Below are 15,096 nucleotides of genomic sequence, written 5' to 3' on the forward strand. Positions count from 1 at the left end.
GGGAAGCAATGGCAGTCAAGAGAGCCCCGTCCAAGAAGCCCCGCGGCGCTGACGCGGGTCGCAAGCCCAAGAAGAACCCGCTCTTCGCGGCGAAGATCGAGCACGTCGACTACAAGGACGTGAACCTGCTCCGCACGTTCATCTCCGACCGCGGCAAGATCCGCAGCCGTCGCGTCACCGGCCTGACCCCGCAGCAGCAGCGTCAGGTTGCCGTCGCGGTGAAGAACGCCCGTGAGATGGCGCTGCTGCCCTTCACCAGCCGGTAGTCAGCCAAGTTCCAGGCAAAGGCCGCGCAGTCCTCACGGACTGCGCGGCCTTCGTCGTTTCCCGACAACCACTAGAATCCGATGGGTTGTTCTCTAGGAGGTTCGCGGGTGTCGGGTGTGTTCGCGGGCTTCACCGTGATCTTCGTGGTCATCGCGATCGGGTACTACCTCGGCCGGGCCCGGGTGCTCGGCGAACACGGCGAGTTCGTGCTCAGTCGGCTGGTGTTCTTCGTCGCCACCCCCGCCCTGCTGTTCGACACCCTGGCCACCGCCGACCTGTCGGTGATCTTCTCCCCCACCCTGGCCGTCGCCGCCGCGACCGCCTTCGCGGTCGGCGGCATCTACCTTGCGATCGCGCTCCGGGCCATGCGCCGCCCCCTGCCCGAGGCGACCATCGGCGCGCTGGCCTCCTCGTACGTCAACTCGGCGAACCTCGGCATCCCGATCGCGGTGTTCGTCCTCGGCGACGCGTCCTTCGTGGCGCCACTGCTGCTGTTCCAGATCGTGGTGTACTCCCCGATCGCGCTGACCGTCCTCGACCTCACCACCACCCGCCGTGGAGCCTCGCTCGTCGAGACCGTCACCACCCCGTTCAAGAACCCCATCGTGCTGGCCGGCGCCGCCGGGCTGGCCGTCTCGCTGTCCGGCTGGACCCTGCCGGAGGCTCTGGTCCAGCCGTTCCGGATCATCGGCGGGGCATCCGTACCGGGCGCCCTGCTGGCGTTCGGGATCTCCCTCTACGGCGTGCGGGTACTCCAACGCGGGACCAGCCCACGCCGCGAGATCGCGCTCGCCTCGGCGCTCAAGATCCTGATCCAGCCCGTGCTGGCGTACCTGATGGGACGGTTCCTGCTCGGCCTGGACGGCCACGAACTGTTCGCGGTGGTCGTGGTGTCGACGCTGCCGACCGCACAGAACGTGTTCGTCTACGCCAGCCGGTACCAGCGGGGCACGGTGCTGGCGCGCGACGCCGCGTTGGTCACGACGCTGGCATCGATCCCCGCCATCGGGTTCGTCGCATGGGCGCTGGCCTGACGCCACAACCTACGCAACCGTAGGTTACGGTACCGTAGGTCAGGCAGATCCACGGTACGAAATGGGGACGACATGCTCAGGCCCGACGTTGCGCTCGACGACCAGCAGGGCGTCTACGACTTCTACCTGGAACACCGGCAGAACCGCCCGCTCGCGAAGCTGGCATACGCCGCACTCAGCGCCCGGTACCGCCCGCGGGTCAGCTTCGCCCCGGGAGCGGTGGAGTCGATCCGGGCACTGCTCTCCGACGGCACCAGCCTGATCATCGCGGCCAACCACCTCACCGACAGCGACCAGTACATCCTGGCGGCGACCGCCTGGCAGACACCGCTGCGGTCGGTGATCGGCCGGACCCGGGTGCTGGCGAAGGACGAACTGTTCCGCGATCCGAGGCTGCGCCGGCGCATCGACCTGATGGGCGGCATCCCCGTCTTCCGGAGCAAGAACCACGGGCTGCGCGCGGTCGCCGACGCCGGCCGACGCATGATGGAGATCTCCGCCGAACGGGTCCGCCGCGGGGACAGCCTGGCGATCTTCCCGGAGGGCACCTGCAACACGGAGGATCCCGCCCGCGTCCAGCACGTCAACAGCGGGATCGGCCACATCACCTCGCGCGCCGGGAAACTCGGTGCGACGCCCGCGCTCCTGCACCTGGGCATCAGCTACGGGCCCGACGCCGCGACCGTGAAGTCCGCGAGCGTCCACGTCGGGCACCCGGTGACCGATCTCCCGGCCAAGCCGATGGAGATCGCCCGGACCGTCCAGCAGCACCTGCAGGGCGCGGTGGACGAGGCGCGGCGGCGGTACTGACTCCCCCTACCGGCGTCGCAGTCGCATGTAGTCGCTGACGACCGCCGCACCGAGACCGTCCAGGTCCGGCGCGACCACCCGGCCACCGACGCGGTGCGCCATCCGGTCCACCACCCGGGCCAGGCCGGGGTCGTCTCCGAGCCGGAAGATCGTCACCTGGGCGCCGAGCCGGGCCACGTTGTCGAGTTCGCGGACGGTCAGCCCCAGCGTCTTGGGGTGCGGCGGGTAGTCGAAGAAGGCGTGGCCGTCCGGCTCGAGGTGCGCGGTCGGCTCCCCGTCGGTGACGATCAGCACCACCGGCTGGGCGTTCGGGTTGCGGCGCAGGTGCCTGCCTGCGAGCAGCAGCGCGTGGTGCAGGTTGGTGCCCTGGTCCCACGCCCCGTCCAGGCCGGCCAACTCGGACGGGGTGAGCTGGCGGGCGAGGCGTCCGAACCCGATCAGTTGCAGGTCGTCGCCGCGGAACCGGGTGGTGATCAGGTGGTTGAGAGCCAGGGCGGTGCGCTTCATCGGCACCCACCGGCCGTCCATCACCATCGAGAAGGACGTGTCCACGAGCAGCGCGACCGCCGCGTGCACCCGCTGCTCGGTCTCGGCGACCTCCACGTCGGAGACCTGCAGGCGGACCGGCAGCCGGGACCGCCCCGACGCCGACTCGCGCAGCACCGCGTTGGTGACGGTCCGGGTGACGTCCCACGGCTCGGTGTCCCCGAACTCCCACTCCCGGCTCGCCCCCGTCGGCTCCCCCGTCGCGCCGGCCCGTTGGGTGTCGCGCTCGCCGCGGCGGCCAGAGAGGCGCCCGGCGACATCGCGCAACGCCGACTGGCCGAGCTGGCGCATCGCCTTCGGGGACAGCCGCCACTGGCCGTCGGCGCCGCGGTCGAGGAAGCCCTGCTGCTGCAGCGCGCGTTCGAGGTCGGCGAGGGTCCGGGCGTCTGCGGCGGCCTCCTCGCCGAGCTGACGCAGCAACGCATCCGGGTCGATGTCGTCGAGCTGGGCGCCCGCGTACTCCTGCGAGAGTTGTTGTGCCAGTTGTTCGAGTTCGGCAATGTCCGCCAGCGCGCCGGTGCCCTCACCCAGCCCCATGCCGTCGTCCCCGCGGAAGCGCTGACCCCCGCCCCAGTCCTCTCCGGGCCGCGCCGCCCGCAGGTTCGCGTCCAGCCTGTCCAGCTGCCCCATCAGGCTCGGGCTGCCGAAAGCCTGCTGTGCCAACGCATCCAACTCGGCGCGCTGCTCGTCGGTCAGCGAGTTCCGCAGCCGTTGCGCGGCCGCCGCCCGGGCGGCCAGCGAGTCCAGGAGTTCCTCGGTGTTGCGGGGATTCTCGGGGAAGAAGTCGCCGTGCCGCTTCATGAACTCGTCGAAGTCCCGCTGACTGTCCTCGCCGCGAGAGTGCTTGTCCAGCAGGTCGTTCAGGTCCGAGAGCATCTCGTCGACGCGCCTGCGGTCCTCGTCGGTGGCGTTCTCGAGCGCCTGCTTCATCCCGGCGAAACGCTGGTCGAGCAGCTCCCGCCCCAGCAGGTCCCGGATCTTGTCGTAGTCCGCCGCCGCCTCGGGGCTGCGCCAGGTGTACTCAGACAGCTCGCGGACGGCCTGCGCGGTGGACGGCGACACCTCGTCGAGCTGCAGCTCGGAGAACCGGGCGTCGTCGTCGAGCGCGCGGGCCAGTTCCTTGCGCTCGGCCAGGACCGCGCGGTCGAGCAGCTCGCGCACCTCCGCCAGGGTGCCGCCGAGATTGCCCTGTTCCAACAACTCCCGTCGGCGCCGCTGTGCCTGCGCGGCGAGCTCGTCGAGCCCGCGCATGTTCCTGCTGCCCCGGCGCAGCAGTTCGCGCAGCGCCCGGCGAGGGGACGACCCCTCCAGCACGTCGTTGCCGATCGCGTCCAGCGCCTCGCGCAGGTCCACCGGCGGCGCCAGCGGATCCGGGCCGCCGTGGTACGGGCCGTAACGCTGGTCCATCAGCTGTACACCAGCTGCCCGTCGTCGTCCGGGTCCTTGGCGATCCGCCGGGCCAGGTACAGGCCCTCGAGCGCCAGTTCCACGGCGGCCGCCCGGGCGCCGGCGGTCTGCGCGCCGAGCCGGGCGGCCAGCTGGTCGAACACCTCGAGCTCGGGCAGCTCGCCGAGCAGGTCCTTCGCGGTGACCCGGGCACCGGTGACCACCGGGCCGCCCGACTCGACGGCCGCCACCAACGGGGCCAGGTCCAGGCCGCCGAGCCGCTCGCGCACCGTGTCCGCGGTGGCCCGGCGCAGCAGGTGCTCGAGCACCTCGAGCTCGCGGCCCTCCTCCCCCGACTCGAACTCGATCTTGCCCCGCAGCACCTCGATCAGGGTGCCCAGGTCCACCGGCCGCGCGGTAGGGTCGGCCTCGCCGAGCACCGCCCCCCGGTGCACCGCCGCGGCACTGACGGTCTCCGCGGCGGCCACCGCGAACCGTGCCGACACCCCGGACCGCTGGTCCACCGACGGCGACTCCCGCAGCAGCCGGGTGAAGCGCGCGAGGATCTCGAGCAGGTGCCCGGGCACCTCCGCCCGCAGCTGAGCCTCCTGCTCGACGACCGCGATCTCGTCGTCGAGCGCGTTCGGGTAGTGGGTGCGGATCTCGGCGCCGAAGCGGTCCTTGAGCGGGGTGATGATCCGGCCGCGGTTCGTGTAGTCCTCGGGGTTCGCGCTGGCCACCAGCAGCACGTCCAGCGGCAGTCGCAGCGTGTAGCCGCGGACCTGGATGTCGCGCTCCTCCATCACGTTCAGCAGCGACACCTGGATCCGTTCGGCCAGGTCGGGCAGCTCGTTGACCGCGACGATGCCGCGGTGCGCGCGCGGCACCAGCCCGAAGTGGATGGTCTCGGGATCGCCGAGGCTGCGGCCCTCGGCGACCTTGACCGGGTCCACGTCGCCGACCAGGTCCGCCACCGAGGTGTCCGGGGTGGCGAGCTTCTCCGAGTACCGCTCGTCGCGGTGCCGCCAGACGACCGGCAGCTCGTCGCCCATCTCGGCGGCCCGCCGGATCGACGCGGGGGTGATCGGCTCGTACGGGTGCTCGCCGAGCTCGGACCCGGCGATCACCGGCGTCCACTCGTCGAGCAGCAGCGGCAGCGTCCGCAGCAGCCTGGTCTTGCCCTGGCCGCGCTCGCCGAGCAGCACCACGTCGTGGCCGGCGATCAGCGCCCGCTCCAGCTGCGGCAGCACCGTGTCCCCGAAGCCGACGATCCCCGGCCAGGGGTCGCGGCCGTCGCGCAGCGCCGCCAGCAGGTTCTCCCGGATCTCGTCCTTGACCGGGCGGGCGACGTGTCCCGACGCGCGCAGCTCGCCCAGGGTGCGCGGGGCAGGCGGCGACGTGGGCGCGGCGGCGATCGTGGTGTGAGGGGCGGGGTTCGAGGCAGTCACCCTCTTCACGCTACGAGCGTTCGGCGGATTCGGCACCGCCAATCCCCGGACCGGGACGAGCCGTCGCGTTTCGGCACTGCTCCGCGACCCTTCCGTGACCGTCGTTGCCCGATGCCGCCCCGCGATCCGGAGTAACTTCCCGCATGTGCGGGCCGCGCCACGCCCCGCGTGAAGAGTGGGGAGAACCGCCGTGACAGACGAACCCGACGACACCACCGCACCCCCGGCCGACAAGGCGCTGCTGGCCGTCGCCGCCGTCCTGCTCGCGCTGCCCGTCGTCGCGATCCTGTGGGTGCCGTTCTACGCCCGCAAGGGTCCCGAACTCGGCGGTGTGCCGTTCTTCTTCTGGTACCAGTTCCTCTGGGTGTTCCTCTGCGCGGCCGCGACCTGGGGCGCGTACCGGCTGGTGCTCAGGGCCCGGCCGCACCGGCCGATGCGTGGATCCGCCGACGACGGCGACGCCCGGTGAGCACGCTGACAGTGCTCGCCGACGCGGACAACAAGACCGGCGTCGACGGCGTGGCCCTGGCCGTGCTGATCGCGCTGTTCGCGCTGGTGACGGTCCTGGGATTCCTGGCCTCACGGTGGCGCCGGGCGTCGAACCCGCAGTCCCTCGACGAGTGGGGCCTGGGCGGGCGCAGCTTCGGCACCTGGGTGACGTGGTTCCTGATCGGCGGCGACATCTACACCGCGTACACGTTCATCGCGGTGCCGGCGGCGATGTTCGCGCTCGGTTCGGTCAGCGGCTTCTTCGCGATCCCGTACACGATCATCCTGTACCCGATCATCTTCGTGTTCATGTCCCGGCTGTGGTCGGTGAGCCACCGGCACGGCTACGTCACCACCGCGGACTTCATCGGCGGTCGGTACGGCTCCAAGGGCCTCTCACTGGCGATCGCGCTCACCGGCATCCTCGCCACCATGCCGTACATCGCCCTGCAACTGGTCGGCATCCAGGCGGTGCTCGAGGTGATCGGCCTCGGCGGCTCGGACAACGTAGTCGCCCGCGACCTGCCGCTGCTGATCGCCTTTGCGGTACTGGCCGCGTACACCTACTCGTCGGGGCTGCGGGCGCCCGCGATCATCGCCTTCGTCAAGGACACCCTGATCTACCTGGTGATCATCGTCGCGGTGATCTACCTGCCGTCCCGGTACGGCGGGTGGTCGCACATCTTCGACGCCGCCGAGACCAAGATGTCCACCCCCAACCCGACGACGGGCAAGCCGACCGGCTCGTTCATCCCGAACAGTCAGCAGTACTGGGCGTACGCCACCCTCGCGCTCGGATCTGCGCTCGCGCTGTTCATGTACCCGCACTCGGTCACCGCGACGCTGTCCTCGAAGTCACGCAACACGATCCGGCGCAACGCCACCATCCTGCCCGCCTACAGCTTTCTGCTCGGCATGCTGGCGCTGCTCGGCTGGGTGGCCATCGCCGCCGGCACCAAGCCCGTCGGCCTGGACGGGAAACCCAACGCCCAGTTGGTGATCCCGCAGCTGTTCGAGGACTCCTTCCCGTCCTGGTTCGCGGGTGTCGCCTTCTCGGCGATCGCGATCGGCGCCCTGGTCCCGGCGGCGATCATGTCGATCGCGGCGGCAAACCTGTTCACCCGCAACGTGTACCGCGAATGGTTCCGGCCGTCGGCGACGCCTGCGCAGGAGGCCAAGGTCAGCAAGGTCGTCTCGCTGTTCGTCAAGTTCGTGGCACTGATATTCGTGCTGACGATGGACAAGCAGAACGCCATCAACTTCCAGCTGCTCGGTGGCATCTGGATCCTGCAGACCTTCCCCGCGATCGTGTTCGGGCTCTACACCCGCTGGTTCCACCGGTGGGCGCTGCTGGCCGGCTGGGCGGTCGGGATGGTCTACGGCTCGGTGGCCGCCTACAACGTGGCCTCGCCCACCGCCGCGCACTTCGCCGGCTCGCTGGCGGCCATCCCCGGCATCGCACAGATGGGCTACATCGCGCTCACCGCGTTCGTGGTGAACATCGTCGTCGCGGCGGTGCTCACCCCGGCGCTGCGGGCGGCCGGGGCGCCGGACGGCGCCGACACGACGATCAAGGGCGACTACTTCGCGGACGCCGGCGACCCGAAGGTCCGCCCGCTGCCCGCCACGCCGACCGAGGCCTCGCCGAGTCCCTGATCGCGGCCGCACCCGCCCCTACACTCGGCCCATGGAGACCTGGCTGCTGCCCACGATGCTCGGACTCGGCCTGGCGGCGGCCACCGGTCTGCGCACCTTCCTCCCACTACTGATGCTCAGTGCGGCAGCGCACTTCGGGCTGTTCGGCATCGCGCTCGGCGAGTCGTTCGCCTGGGTCGGGTCGACCGGCGCACTGGTCGCGCTGGCCGTCGCGACTGCCGTCGAACTGGCCGCCGACCTGATCCCGGTGGTGGACAACGCCCTCGGCGTGTTCGGCACCTTCACCCGGCCGATCGCCGCGGCCATCGCCGCGGGCGCAGTGTTCACCGACCTCGGGCCGAGCGGCGCGGTGATCGCAGGCATCATCGTCGGCGCACCGACCGCGCTGGCGTTCAGCGCCGCCCAGACCGGGACCCGGGCGGCGAGCACGGCCGGCACCGCGGGACTGGCCAATCCGGTGATCTCGGTGGTCGAGGACGTCCTGTCGTTCTTCATGGTGCTGGTCGCGTTCGTGCTGCCCTTGCTGATCCCGGTGCTGCTGGCGTTCCTGCTGTGGTTCGCATGGAAGGGCGTGCGCCGGGTGCAGGCGCTGCGGCGGGCGTAGGTCGCACGCCGGCGCCTGCGTCCTGCAGCGTCAGGGGATCTGCTTGGCCAGGCCGTTGCGTCGGAAGTCGGAGAACCGGCTGTCCGAGCAGAAACCACAGTTCTGGCCGAAGAACTCGGCGCGTGCGTTCTGGTCGTCCATCAGCCAGTACCGCAGCCACGCCGTCGACGGGGCGCGCATGTCGCCGCCGGAGATCCCGGTGCCGAAGTGGGTAGCGCCGCGCAGTTCCGCGTACTCGGCGGGAACGTGGTCGGCGTCGTTGTACATGCCCTTCACCAGGATCGGCCACACGATCGCGTCGAACTGCCCGGCCAGGTACAGGACCGGCTCGTCGATCAGGTCGACGTCGTTGAGCGGCCCCGGCTGGATCGCGACCACCGTGTCCACCCGGGGATCCACGGCCGCGTTGACGGCCGCGGAACCGCCCTGGGAATGACCGGCGGATCCGATCCGGTCCAGGTCGACCTTGCCGAAGAAGACGCTGGACGGGTCGGCGTTGAGCTGCTCGGCGAGGTCGATGCCGCTGCGCATGGTGATCGCAAAGTTGGTCATGGGCGTGTTGGCGGCGACCACGATGAAGCCGTGGCTGGCGTAGTGCCGCAGCAGCAGGGTGTAGGCGCCCGGCACCACCCCGGTGCCGTTGCCCCAGATGACCACTGGGTGCTTCTCGCCGTGCGATCCCATGTTCTGCGGGTAGTACAGCGTGTGGACCAGGCCGACGCTCACCTCCGGCGGGTACGGCCCGGCGGCGCCCCAGTTCCGGCCGACGCTCGGGATGCCCTCGGCCTGTGCGGGAGCGGCGACGGCCGTCATGGTCAGGGCCGCGACGGTGGCCACCATGGCTGCGGCGAGGATTCTGCGGACGGGGGCGGTGCGGGTGCCGTATCTGCGCATGCGCGAACATCTTCCCTTCGGCGGTCGCCTTCGACAGGCGAGGGTGGACCTGCCTGCCCGGCAGGTGAGCTGAAAGGTATTCCCCGCACCGCCGCCGCACAGCGGAAGGCCGAACTGGGACGAACCTTGTGCCCGAGCACAACCCGGCGGTGCCGAGACTGGCCCGCATGCCCAGGATCGGCGCTACCGGCGAGCTGCCTCGACGGCCAGCGCGAGCTCCACCATCTGCCGAGGATCACCGATGGAGCGGCCAGTGAGTTCCTCGATCCGACGTAGCCGGTTGAGGACGGTGTTGCGGTGACAGAACAGTGCGCGCGCCGCGACCTGCGCCGAGCCACCCGCATCGAACCAGGTGGTGAGGGTTGCGAGCAGCAGTTCCCGTTCGGCCCGCGGCAACCGGAGCACCGGGCCGAGGACGACCGTCCGGAGCCGCTCGGCGAGGTCCGACTGGGCTGCCACCAGGGCGGCGGGCAACCGCTGGTCGAGCACCACCACCTCGTCGCCCGCGGCCACACAGGTCTGCAACGCGATCTCCGCCAGCCAACGCGCCCTGACCAGTTCGGCGGGCGAGCCGACTACCGGACTCACGCCGGCCCGCACCCCGGGCACGCCGAGCGCCCGGACCGCGTCTCCGAGATCGCCCGAGCCGAGCGTGATCAGGCCGACCTCGTGATCGGCTCGAATCCGCCACATCACCTGGAAGGCGTCCGTCCGCGGGCCGCCGTGCGCGGATTCCACCCCGCGGCCGTCCGACCGCACGACGGCCACCGCATAGCGGCCGTGTTCGGCCAGGCCGAGGAATGCCGACGCCTCCGCGACCAGGCCCGCACCGCCACCGGCAGGCAGGTCGGCGCCCGGGCCGCCGAGGAGGACGTCGAACAACGCGTTGCGGCGCTCGATGTCGCGGGCCAGTCGCTCCGACTCCGTCTTCTGGTAGGCGTCGGCGACCGCCCCGGTCATCAGGTCGACGATGTCCCAGAGATCACCGACGCAGGGCAACAGATCGGGCAGCGAACCCGGGTCCTCCTCCCGCACCGTCTCGACCATGGCCTGCCACAGCAGGCGGCAACCGCGGCGATAGGCGTGCTGCAGCGAGGCGAGCGGCAGCCCTTGCTCGGCGCGGACCCGCCCGGTCCGGGTGGCGTCGGAGAGGTCCACCGGCCGGTCCGCCGACCGCGCGCGCATCGAGGCCGTCGCGTGGCGCAGGTTGTGCAGGATGGTCTCCCGCAGTTCCGCGGGTTCTATCAGTGCCGCGTAGGCCGCGTCCTCGGCCAGGATCTCGCCGGCCAGACCGCCCGCGATCGTGGGCAGCCGACGGGCGAGGGACCTGTCGACGGCGGTGAGAATGTGCGCTGCCGTGTCCCGGACGACCACCACCGCGCCGCCTCTCCTCGCCCGACCGTGCCCGCACCACGGGGAACGGGCGGAGCAGCAGAATATCCCGGCGGACAGTGGTGTGCGGGTGGTTCCGCGGCCGAGCCGTCCTGACAGACTGGTCCCCATGGCCGACATCGAGACCACCTTCACCAGCGGCGACGTCACCCTGCACGGCAGCCTGCGGATGCCCGCCGCGACCGCCGGTCCGGTGCCCGCGGCGCTGCTGCTCGCCGGCAGCGGACCGACCGACCGCAACGGCGACAGCGCCCTGCTGCCCGGCGACATCGGCACCCTGCGGTTCCTCGCCGAGACGCTGGCCGAGGCCGGCATCGCGAGCCTGCGCTACGACAAGCTCGGCAGCGGCGAGACCGGGCTCGGCCCGTACGAGGTCGAGGACGTCGCCGGGCTGGGCTTCTCGACCTTCGTCGACGCGGCCGCCGATGGCCTCGATCACCTTGCGGCGCAGCCGAACATCGACGCCGACCGACTGCTCGTCATCGGACACAGCGAGGGCGCGCTGGTCGCCCTCGCGCTGGCCGTCGCCGACGATTCCCCCGCCGTCGCGGGCCTCGGCCTGCTCGAGCCCCTCGCGGTCCGGCTGCTGGACCTGCTGACCCGGCAGATCAACGCCCAGGTGGACGCCGCGGTCGGCGCCGGGCAGCTCCCGCTCGAACTGGCCGACGAGCTGCGCACCGCGCTGGCCGAGGCCGTCGAGTCGCTGCGCGGCGACGGCACCCTCCCCGACGACCTGCCCGACCCGCTGCGGATGGCCGGATTCGTACCGGTCAACGCCAAGACCCTCGCCGAGGAGGACGCCCTCGACCCGCGCGCGCTGGCCGCAGCGCTGCCCGCCGGGCTACCCGTGCTCACCAGCTGCTCGGCCCGGGACACCCAGGTGACCGGCACCGACGTGGACGCGTTGGATGCGGCGCTGGCCGGGACGGCGTTGACGTCGCTGCGGATGACCACGGCGAACCACGTCCTCAAGGAGATCGGCCAGCGCTCCTCGACCGGCGCCGACTACATCGAGGACCTGCCGTACTCGGCCGAGTTCACCGCCGGATTCCAGGCCTGGCTCGCCCGCTTCTAGTTCCGCGCCGCGGTCGGGTCGGGCGCGCTGACCGATCGACAGTTGCGTCTCGCGCCCCACCCGACTGCATCGAGATGTCTGCATTGCCAAAGGAATTGGACTCGACGCACTGATCCGGGCGACGCGCCCGAGCCGGAAGAGGCCGGTATTGCCGGCGACACGACGCCCTCCCAGATCTCTGCCGTGTCCGAGAAGCACTGCGGCGCAAGGGGAATCGCGCAGCTCTGCCAGATCCTCGATCTGGGCGACGGCGGCGCGGAGTCGCCACCGTCAGAGCGCATCCGACTGGCCCTGATCGACGACGGACTGCCGCGGCGTCAGACACAGGCCAAGATCCGGAACCGGTCCGGGCGGATCCTCGCCCGCTCGGACACGGGCTGGGCACGCTGGAGGGTGCTCGTCGAGTACCACGGCGAAGGCCACCGACAGGAATGCCGGCGCACCTGGGACTACGAGCCGCTCGACCTGCTCGACTGGCGGGTTGTCCGCGTCAACTCGGCCCAACTGCGACTGCGCCCGCACACGATCGCCGCCCGGGCCGCAGCCAAGCTCCGGGAAGCTGGCGCACCCCTGTGACCAGCGCGGATTGTGCACCTTCCGGCAACCCGACTCGGCCGATGCTCCCGTATCTGCGCGCGCGGCCGACACGCCGCGGAACGATATCGAAGTGCAGATGCTGTCACCGTGCTGTAGCGTTCTCGCCTAACCACCATGCCTAGAGGAAAGGGACGGCCCACAGTGAAGCAGTTTGCGCATTCTTGCGTTGCACATTTCAACGGTGCACGCAGCGGCGCCGTACCCATGTGGCTCCGCCACTCCCAGGCAATGCGTGGAACCCGAGAACACTCCTGACGTAACGGATCTGTTCTCGGCACCCGGGCAATCGCCCCGGGTGCCGTTCTTCTAGCTACCCCAAACTTCTCGAGATCGTCGCTACCAAAGCACTCTCGAAACTGCACAACAAGGAGATCCACATGAAGCTTCGTATCCACACCCTGGCCGCGGTCCCGCCGCTGGCAGACCTGCCGGCCGACCTCTCCGGCCAGGTCATCACCCTCGACCTCTCGCACACCGACACCAGTCAGCGGGCTGCGGCCACCGACCTGGCTCGCGAACTGCTCGACCGCGGCGCCGCCCGCATCGTGATCTCCGGGACGTCGGCCGCCTGATCCGACCGCGCGAGTGTGCACCTTGCGGGGCATCGACCTGGAGAAACACCGAGAGGTGCACACTCGACGGAGTCGAGCGCGCACCTCTCGGTGAACGAAATGAGCTGACCGTCAGGTCAGTGGGCGAAGTGCCGGGCCCCGGTCAGGTACATCGTGACGCCCGCGGCCTTGGCCGCCTCGATGACCTCGTTGTCCCGCACGGATCCACCGGGCTGGACGACGGCGCGCACGCCTGCGTCGAGCAGCACCTGCAGGCCGTCCGGGAACGGGAAGAACGCGTCCGACGACGCGACCGAACCGGCGGCACGATCACCGGCACGCTGCACCGCGAGGTGCGCGGAGTCGACCCGGTTGACCTGACCCATGCCGACGCCGACCGAGGCGCCGTCACTGGCCAGCAGGATCGCGTTGGACTTCACGGCGCGGCACGCGCGCCACGCGAACTCGAGGTCGGCGAGGGTCTGCTCGTCGGCCGGGTCGCCGACCACCAGGGTCCAGTTCGCCGGGTTGTCGCCCTCGGCGTCGAGCACGTCGCGCTCCTGCAGCAGGGTGCCGCCGGAGATGGGACGCAGTTCGATCCCGGTCTCCGTCGGGGCCGACGCCACCAGCACGCGCACGTTCTTCTTGCGGGCGAGGACCTCGACGGCGCCGTCCGCGTAGGACGGGGCGATGATCACCTCGGTGAAGATGTCCGCGACCTGCTCGGCCATCTCGACGGTGACCTCACGGTTCGCGGCGATGACGCCACCGAACGCGCTGACCGGGTCGCAGGCGTGCGCCTTGCGGTGCGCCTCGGCGATGTCGGTGCCGACCGCGATGCCGCACGGGTTGGCGTGCTTGATGATCGCCACGGCCGGGTCGGCGAAGTCGAACGCGGCACGCCAGGCGGCGTCACCGTCGGTGTAGTTGTTGTACGACATCTCCTTGCCGTGCAGCTGCTCGGCCTGCGCGAGGCCGGCCGGCGCGGCGGCGTTGTCGTACAGCGCCGCGGCCTGGTGCGGGTTCTCGCCGTAGCGCAGCACCGCGGAGCGGTCCCACGTCGCGCCGACCCACGCCGGGAACTGCTCGTCGGTCTCGACCAGGTTGGAGGTCATCCAGCTCGCGACCGCGACGTCGTAGGACGCGGTGTGCTGGAAGGCCTGCGCCGCCAGGGCGGTCCGCTCGGCCAGGGTGAACCCGCCCGCGGCGACCGCGGCGAGGACGTCCTCGTACTTCTTCGGGTCGACGACGACGCCCACCGAGGGGTGGTTCTTCGCGGCGGCGCGCACCATGGACGGCCCGCCGATGTCGATCTGCTCGACGCACTCGTCGGGCGTCGCGCCGGACGCGACGGTCGCGGTGAACGGGTAGAGGTTCACGATCACCAGCTGGAAGGCCTCGATGCCGAGGTCCGCGAGCTGCGCGAGGTGGTCGTCCTTGCGGGTGTCCGCGAGGATGCCGGCGTGCACGCGCGGGTGCAGGGTCTTGACCCGGCCCTCGAGGCACTCGGGGAAACCGGTCAGCGACTCGACCGGGGTGACGGGGATGCCGGCGTCGGCAATCTTCGCCGCGGTGGACCCGGTGGAGACGAGCTCCACCCCGGCCGCGTGCAGCCCGGTGGCCAGTTCGACGAGGCCCGTCTTGTCGTAGACGCTCACAAGTGCGCGGCGCACAGCCTTACGTTCGGTCACTTCGGGATCACGGCCTTTCGTCCATCGGAAATAACACCTCGGGTTGCGACGGCCGCGAGTACCTCGACCAGCAGTCGCCGTTCCACAGTCTTGATTCGCTCGTGCAGGGTGGACTCGTCGTCGTCGTCGAGCACCGCCACCGGCTCCTGCGCCAGCACCGGACCCGTGTCGACACCCGAATCCACAAGATGCACAGTCGATCCGGTCACCTTCACGCCGTACGCGAGAGCGTCCGGGACCGCGTGCGCGCCCGGGAACGACGGCAGCAGCGCCGGATGGGTATTGATGATGCGACCACCGAAGCGGCCCATGAACTCGGGTCCGAGGATCTTCATGAACCCCGCGGAGACGATCAGGTCGGGGGTATGCGCGGCGACGGCCTCGGTCAGCGCACGATCCCAGGCCGCGCGGTCGGGGTACTCGCGCAGGCCGACCCGGAAGTCGGCGATCCCGGCGGCGCGGGCATGCAACGCGGCGTCGCAGTCGCGGTCCACCCCGACGGCCACGATGCGGGCCGGGTAGTCGTCGACGGCTGCCGCGATCAGCGACTGCAGCAGGCTTCCGGTGCCGGAAGCGAGGACCACCACCCGTACGGGTGTGGAAGAGTCGGGCCGAAAGTACTCACGCGAGGCAGTCAGCGCTCTACTCCTGTGTGC

The 15,096-nt window shown here is 70.8% G+C and carries 15 protein-coding genes; 9 read left to right on the plus strand and 6 right to left on the minus strand.

Features of this window, described 5'->3' with window-relative positions:
* The first annotated feature begins 8 nt into the window (after positions 1-8).
* The 3 genes from rpsR (at position 9) to ACFO6S_RS06620 (ending at position 2,111) form a co-directional block, all read left to right on the plus strand.
* On the plus strand, positions 9-266 hold the full coding sequence (gene rpsR, locus ACFO6S_RS06610) for a 30S ribosomal protein S18 (protein ID WP_072842868.1): 258 nt from the start codon (positions 9-11) through the stop codon (positions 264-266).
* A 108-nt stretch (positions 267-374) separates the two neighbouring features.
* Positions 375-1,301: an AEC family transporter gene (locus ACFO6S_RS06615; RefSeq protein ID WP_378415291.1), complete on the plus strand. Its 927-nt coding sequence runs from the start codon at positions 375-377 to the stop codon at positions 1,299-1,301.
* A gap of 72 nt (positions 1,302-1,373) precedes the next feature.
* Positions 1,374-2,111, plus strand: a complete 738-nt coding sequence (locus ACFO6S_RS06620; RefSeq protein ID WP_378415292.1) for a lysophospholipid acyltransferase family protein — start codon at positions 1,374-1,376, stop codon at positions 2,109-2,111.
* 6 nt (positions 2,112-2,117) lie between these two features.
* Here the strand turns inward: ACFO6S_RS06620 and ACFO6S_RS06625 are convergent, their stop codons facing one another.
* Together ACFO6S_RS06625 and ACFO6S_RS06630 are read right to left on the minus strand one after the other, a co-directional pair.
* Positions 2,118-4,064: a VWA domain-containing protein gene (locus tag ACFO6S_RS06625; protein ID WP_378415294.1), complete on the minus strand. Its 1,947-nt coding sequence runs from the start codon at positions 4,062-4,064 to the stop codon at positions 2,118-2,120.
* Positions 4,064-5,458, minus strand: a complete 1,395-nt coding sequence (locus tag ACFO6S_RS06630; RefSeq protein WP_378416094.1) for a sigma 54-interacting transcriptional regulator — start codon at positions 5,456-5,458, stop codon at positions 4,064-4,066. Before ACFO6S_RS06630 ends, ACFO6S_RS06625 begins: the two co-directional genes overlap by 1 nt.
* A gap of 223 nt (positions 5,459-5,681) precedes the next feature.
* Between ACFO6S_RS06630 and ACFO6S_RS06635 the strand changes: the two genes are divergently transcribed.
* Genes ACFO6S_RS06635 through ACFO6S_RS06645 form a run of 3 tightly spaced genes read left to right on the plus strand, consistent with a single transcriptional unit; the run spans position 5,682 to position 8,240 of the window.
* Entirely contained in the window at positions 5,682-5,960 is a 279-nt protein-coding gene (locus tag ACFO6S_RS06635) for a DUF3311 domain-containing protein (protein WP_378415296.1), read from the plus strand.
* The gene (mctP, locus tag ACFO6S_RS06640) at positions 5,957-7,636 is read left to right on the plus strand and encodes a monocarboxylate uptake permease MctP (RefSeq protein ID WP_378415298.1); all 1,680 of its coding nucleotides are present in this window, start codon (positions 5,957-5,959) and stop codon (positions 7,634-7,636) included. Before ACFO6S_RS06635 ends, mctP begins: the two co-directional genes overlap by 4 nt.
* A 31-nt stretch (positions 7,637-7,667) precedes the next feature.
* The gene (locus ACFO6S_RS06645; RefSeq protein WP_378415300.1) at positions 7,668-8,240 is read left to right on the plus strand and encodes a DUF4126 domain-containing protein; all 573 of its coding nucleotides are present in this window, start codon (positions 7,668-7,670) and stop codon (positions 8,238-8,240) included.
* A 30-nt stretch (positions 8,241-8,270) separates the two neighbouring features.
* On the opposite strand, the gene ACFO6S_RS06650 is transcribed toward ACFO6S_RS06645, so the two are convergent.
* Entirely contained in the window at positions 8,271-9,134 is an 864-nt protein-coding gene (locus ACFO6S_RS06650; RefSeq protein ID WP_378415302.1) for an alpha/beta hydrolase family protein, read from the minus strand.
* A 183-nt stretch (positions 9,135-9,317) separates the two neighbouring features.
* Entirely contained in the window at positions 9,318-10,511 is a 1,194-nt protein-coding gene (locus ACFO6S_RS06655) for a PucR family transcriptional regulator (RefSeq protein ID WP_378415303.1), read from the minus strand.
* 124 nt (positions 10,512-10,635) lie between these two features.
* Between ACFO6S_RS06655 and ACFO6S_RS06660 the strand changes: the two genes are divergently transcribed.
* The 3 genes from ACFO6S_RS06660 (at position 10,636) to ACFO6S_RS06670 (ending at position 12,770) form a co-directional block, all read left to right on the plus strand.
* Positions 10,636-11,601, plus strand: a complete 966-nt coding sequence (locus ACFO6S_RS06660; RefSeq protein WP_378415305.1) for an alpha/beta hydrolase family protein — start codon at positions 10,636-10,638, stop codon at positions 11,599-11,601.
* A 183-nt stretch (positions 11,602-11,784) separates the two neighbouring features.
* Positions 11,785-12,177, plus strand: a complete 393-nt coding sequence (locus ACFO6S_RS06665; RefSeq protein WP_378415307.1) for a hypothetical protein — start codon at positions 11,785-11,787, stop codon at positions 12,175-12,177.
* Between the two features lie 398 nt (positions 12,178-12,575).
* A complete protein-coding gene (locus ACFO6S_RS06670; RefSeq protein ID WP_378415309.1) occupies positions 12,576-12,770 on the plus strand; it encodes a hypothetical protein in 195 nt (64 codons plus the stop codon).
* Positions 12,771-12,886: 116 nt separating this feature from the next.
* On the opposite strand, the gene purH is transcribed toward ACFO6S_RS06670, so the two are convergent.
* Both purH and purN read right to left on the minus strand, forming a co-directional pair.
* Positions 12,887-14,440 carry a bifunctional phosphoribosylaminoimidazolecarboxamide formyltransferase/IMP cyclohydrolase gene (gene purH / locus ACFO6S_RS06675; protein ID WP_378415311.1) on the minus strand — a complete coding sequence of 518 codons (1,554 nt, stop codon included), beginning with the start codon at positions 14,438-14,440 and terminating at the stop codon, positions 12,887-12,889.
* Entirely contained in the window at positions 14,437-15,078 is a 642-nt protein-coding gene (gene purN, locus ACFO6S_RS06680; RefSeq protein WP_378416096.1) for a phosphoribosylglycinamide formyltransferase, read from the minus strand. The genes purH and purN overlap by 4 nt, the downstream gene beginning before the upstream one ends.
* Positions 15,079-15,096 lie beyond the last annotated feature (18 nt).

The sequence above is a fragment of the Rhodococcus kronopolitis genome (genome assembly GCF_042654025.1).
In the GTDB taxonomy this organism is placed as follows: Bacteria; Actinomycetota; Actinomycetes; order Mycobacteriales; family Mycobacteriaceae; genus Rhodococcus_G; species Rhodococcus_G kronopolitis.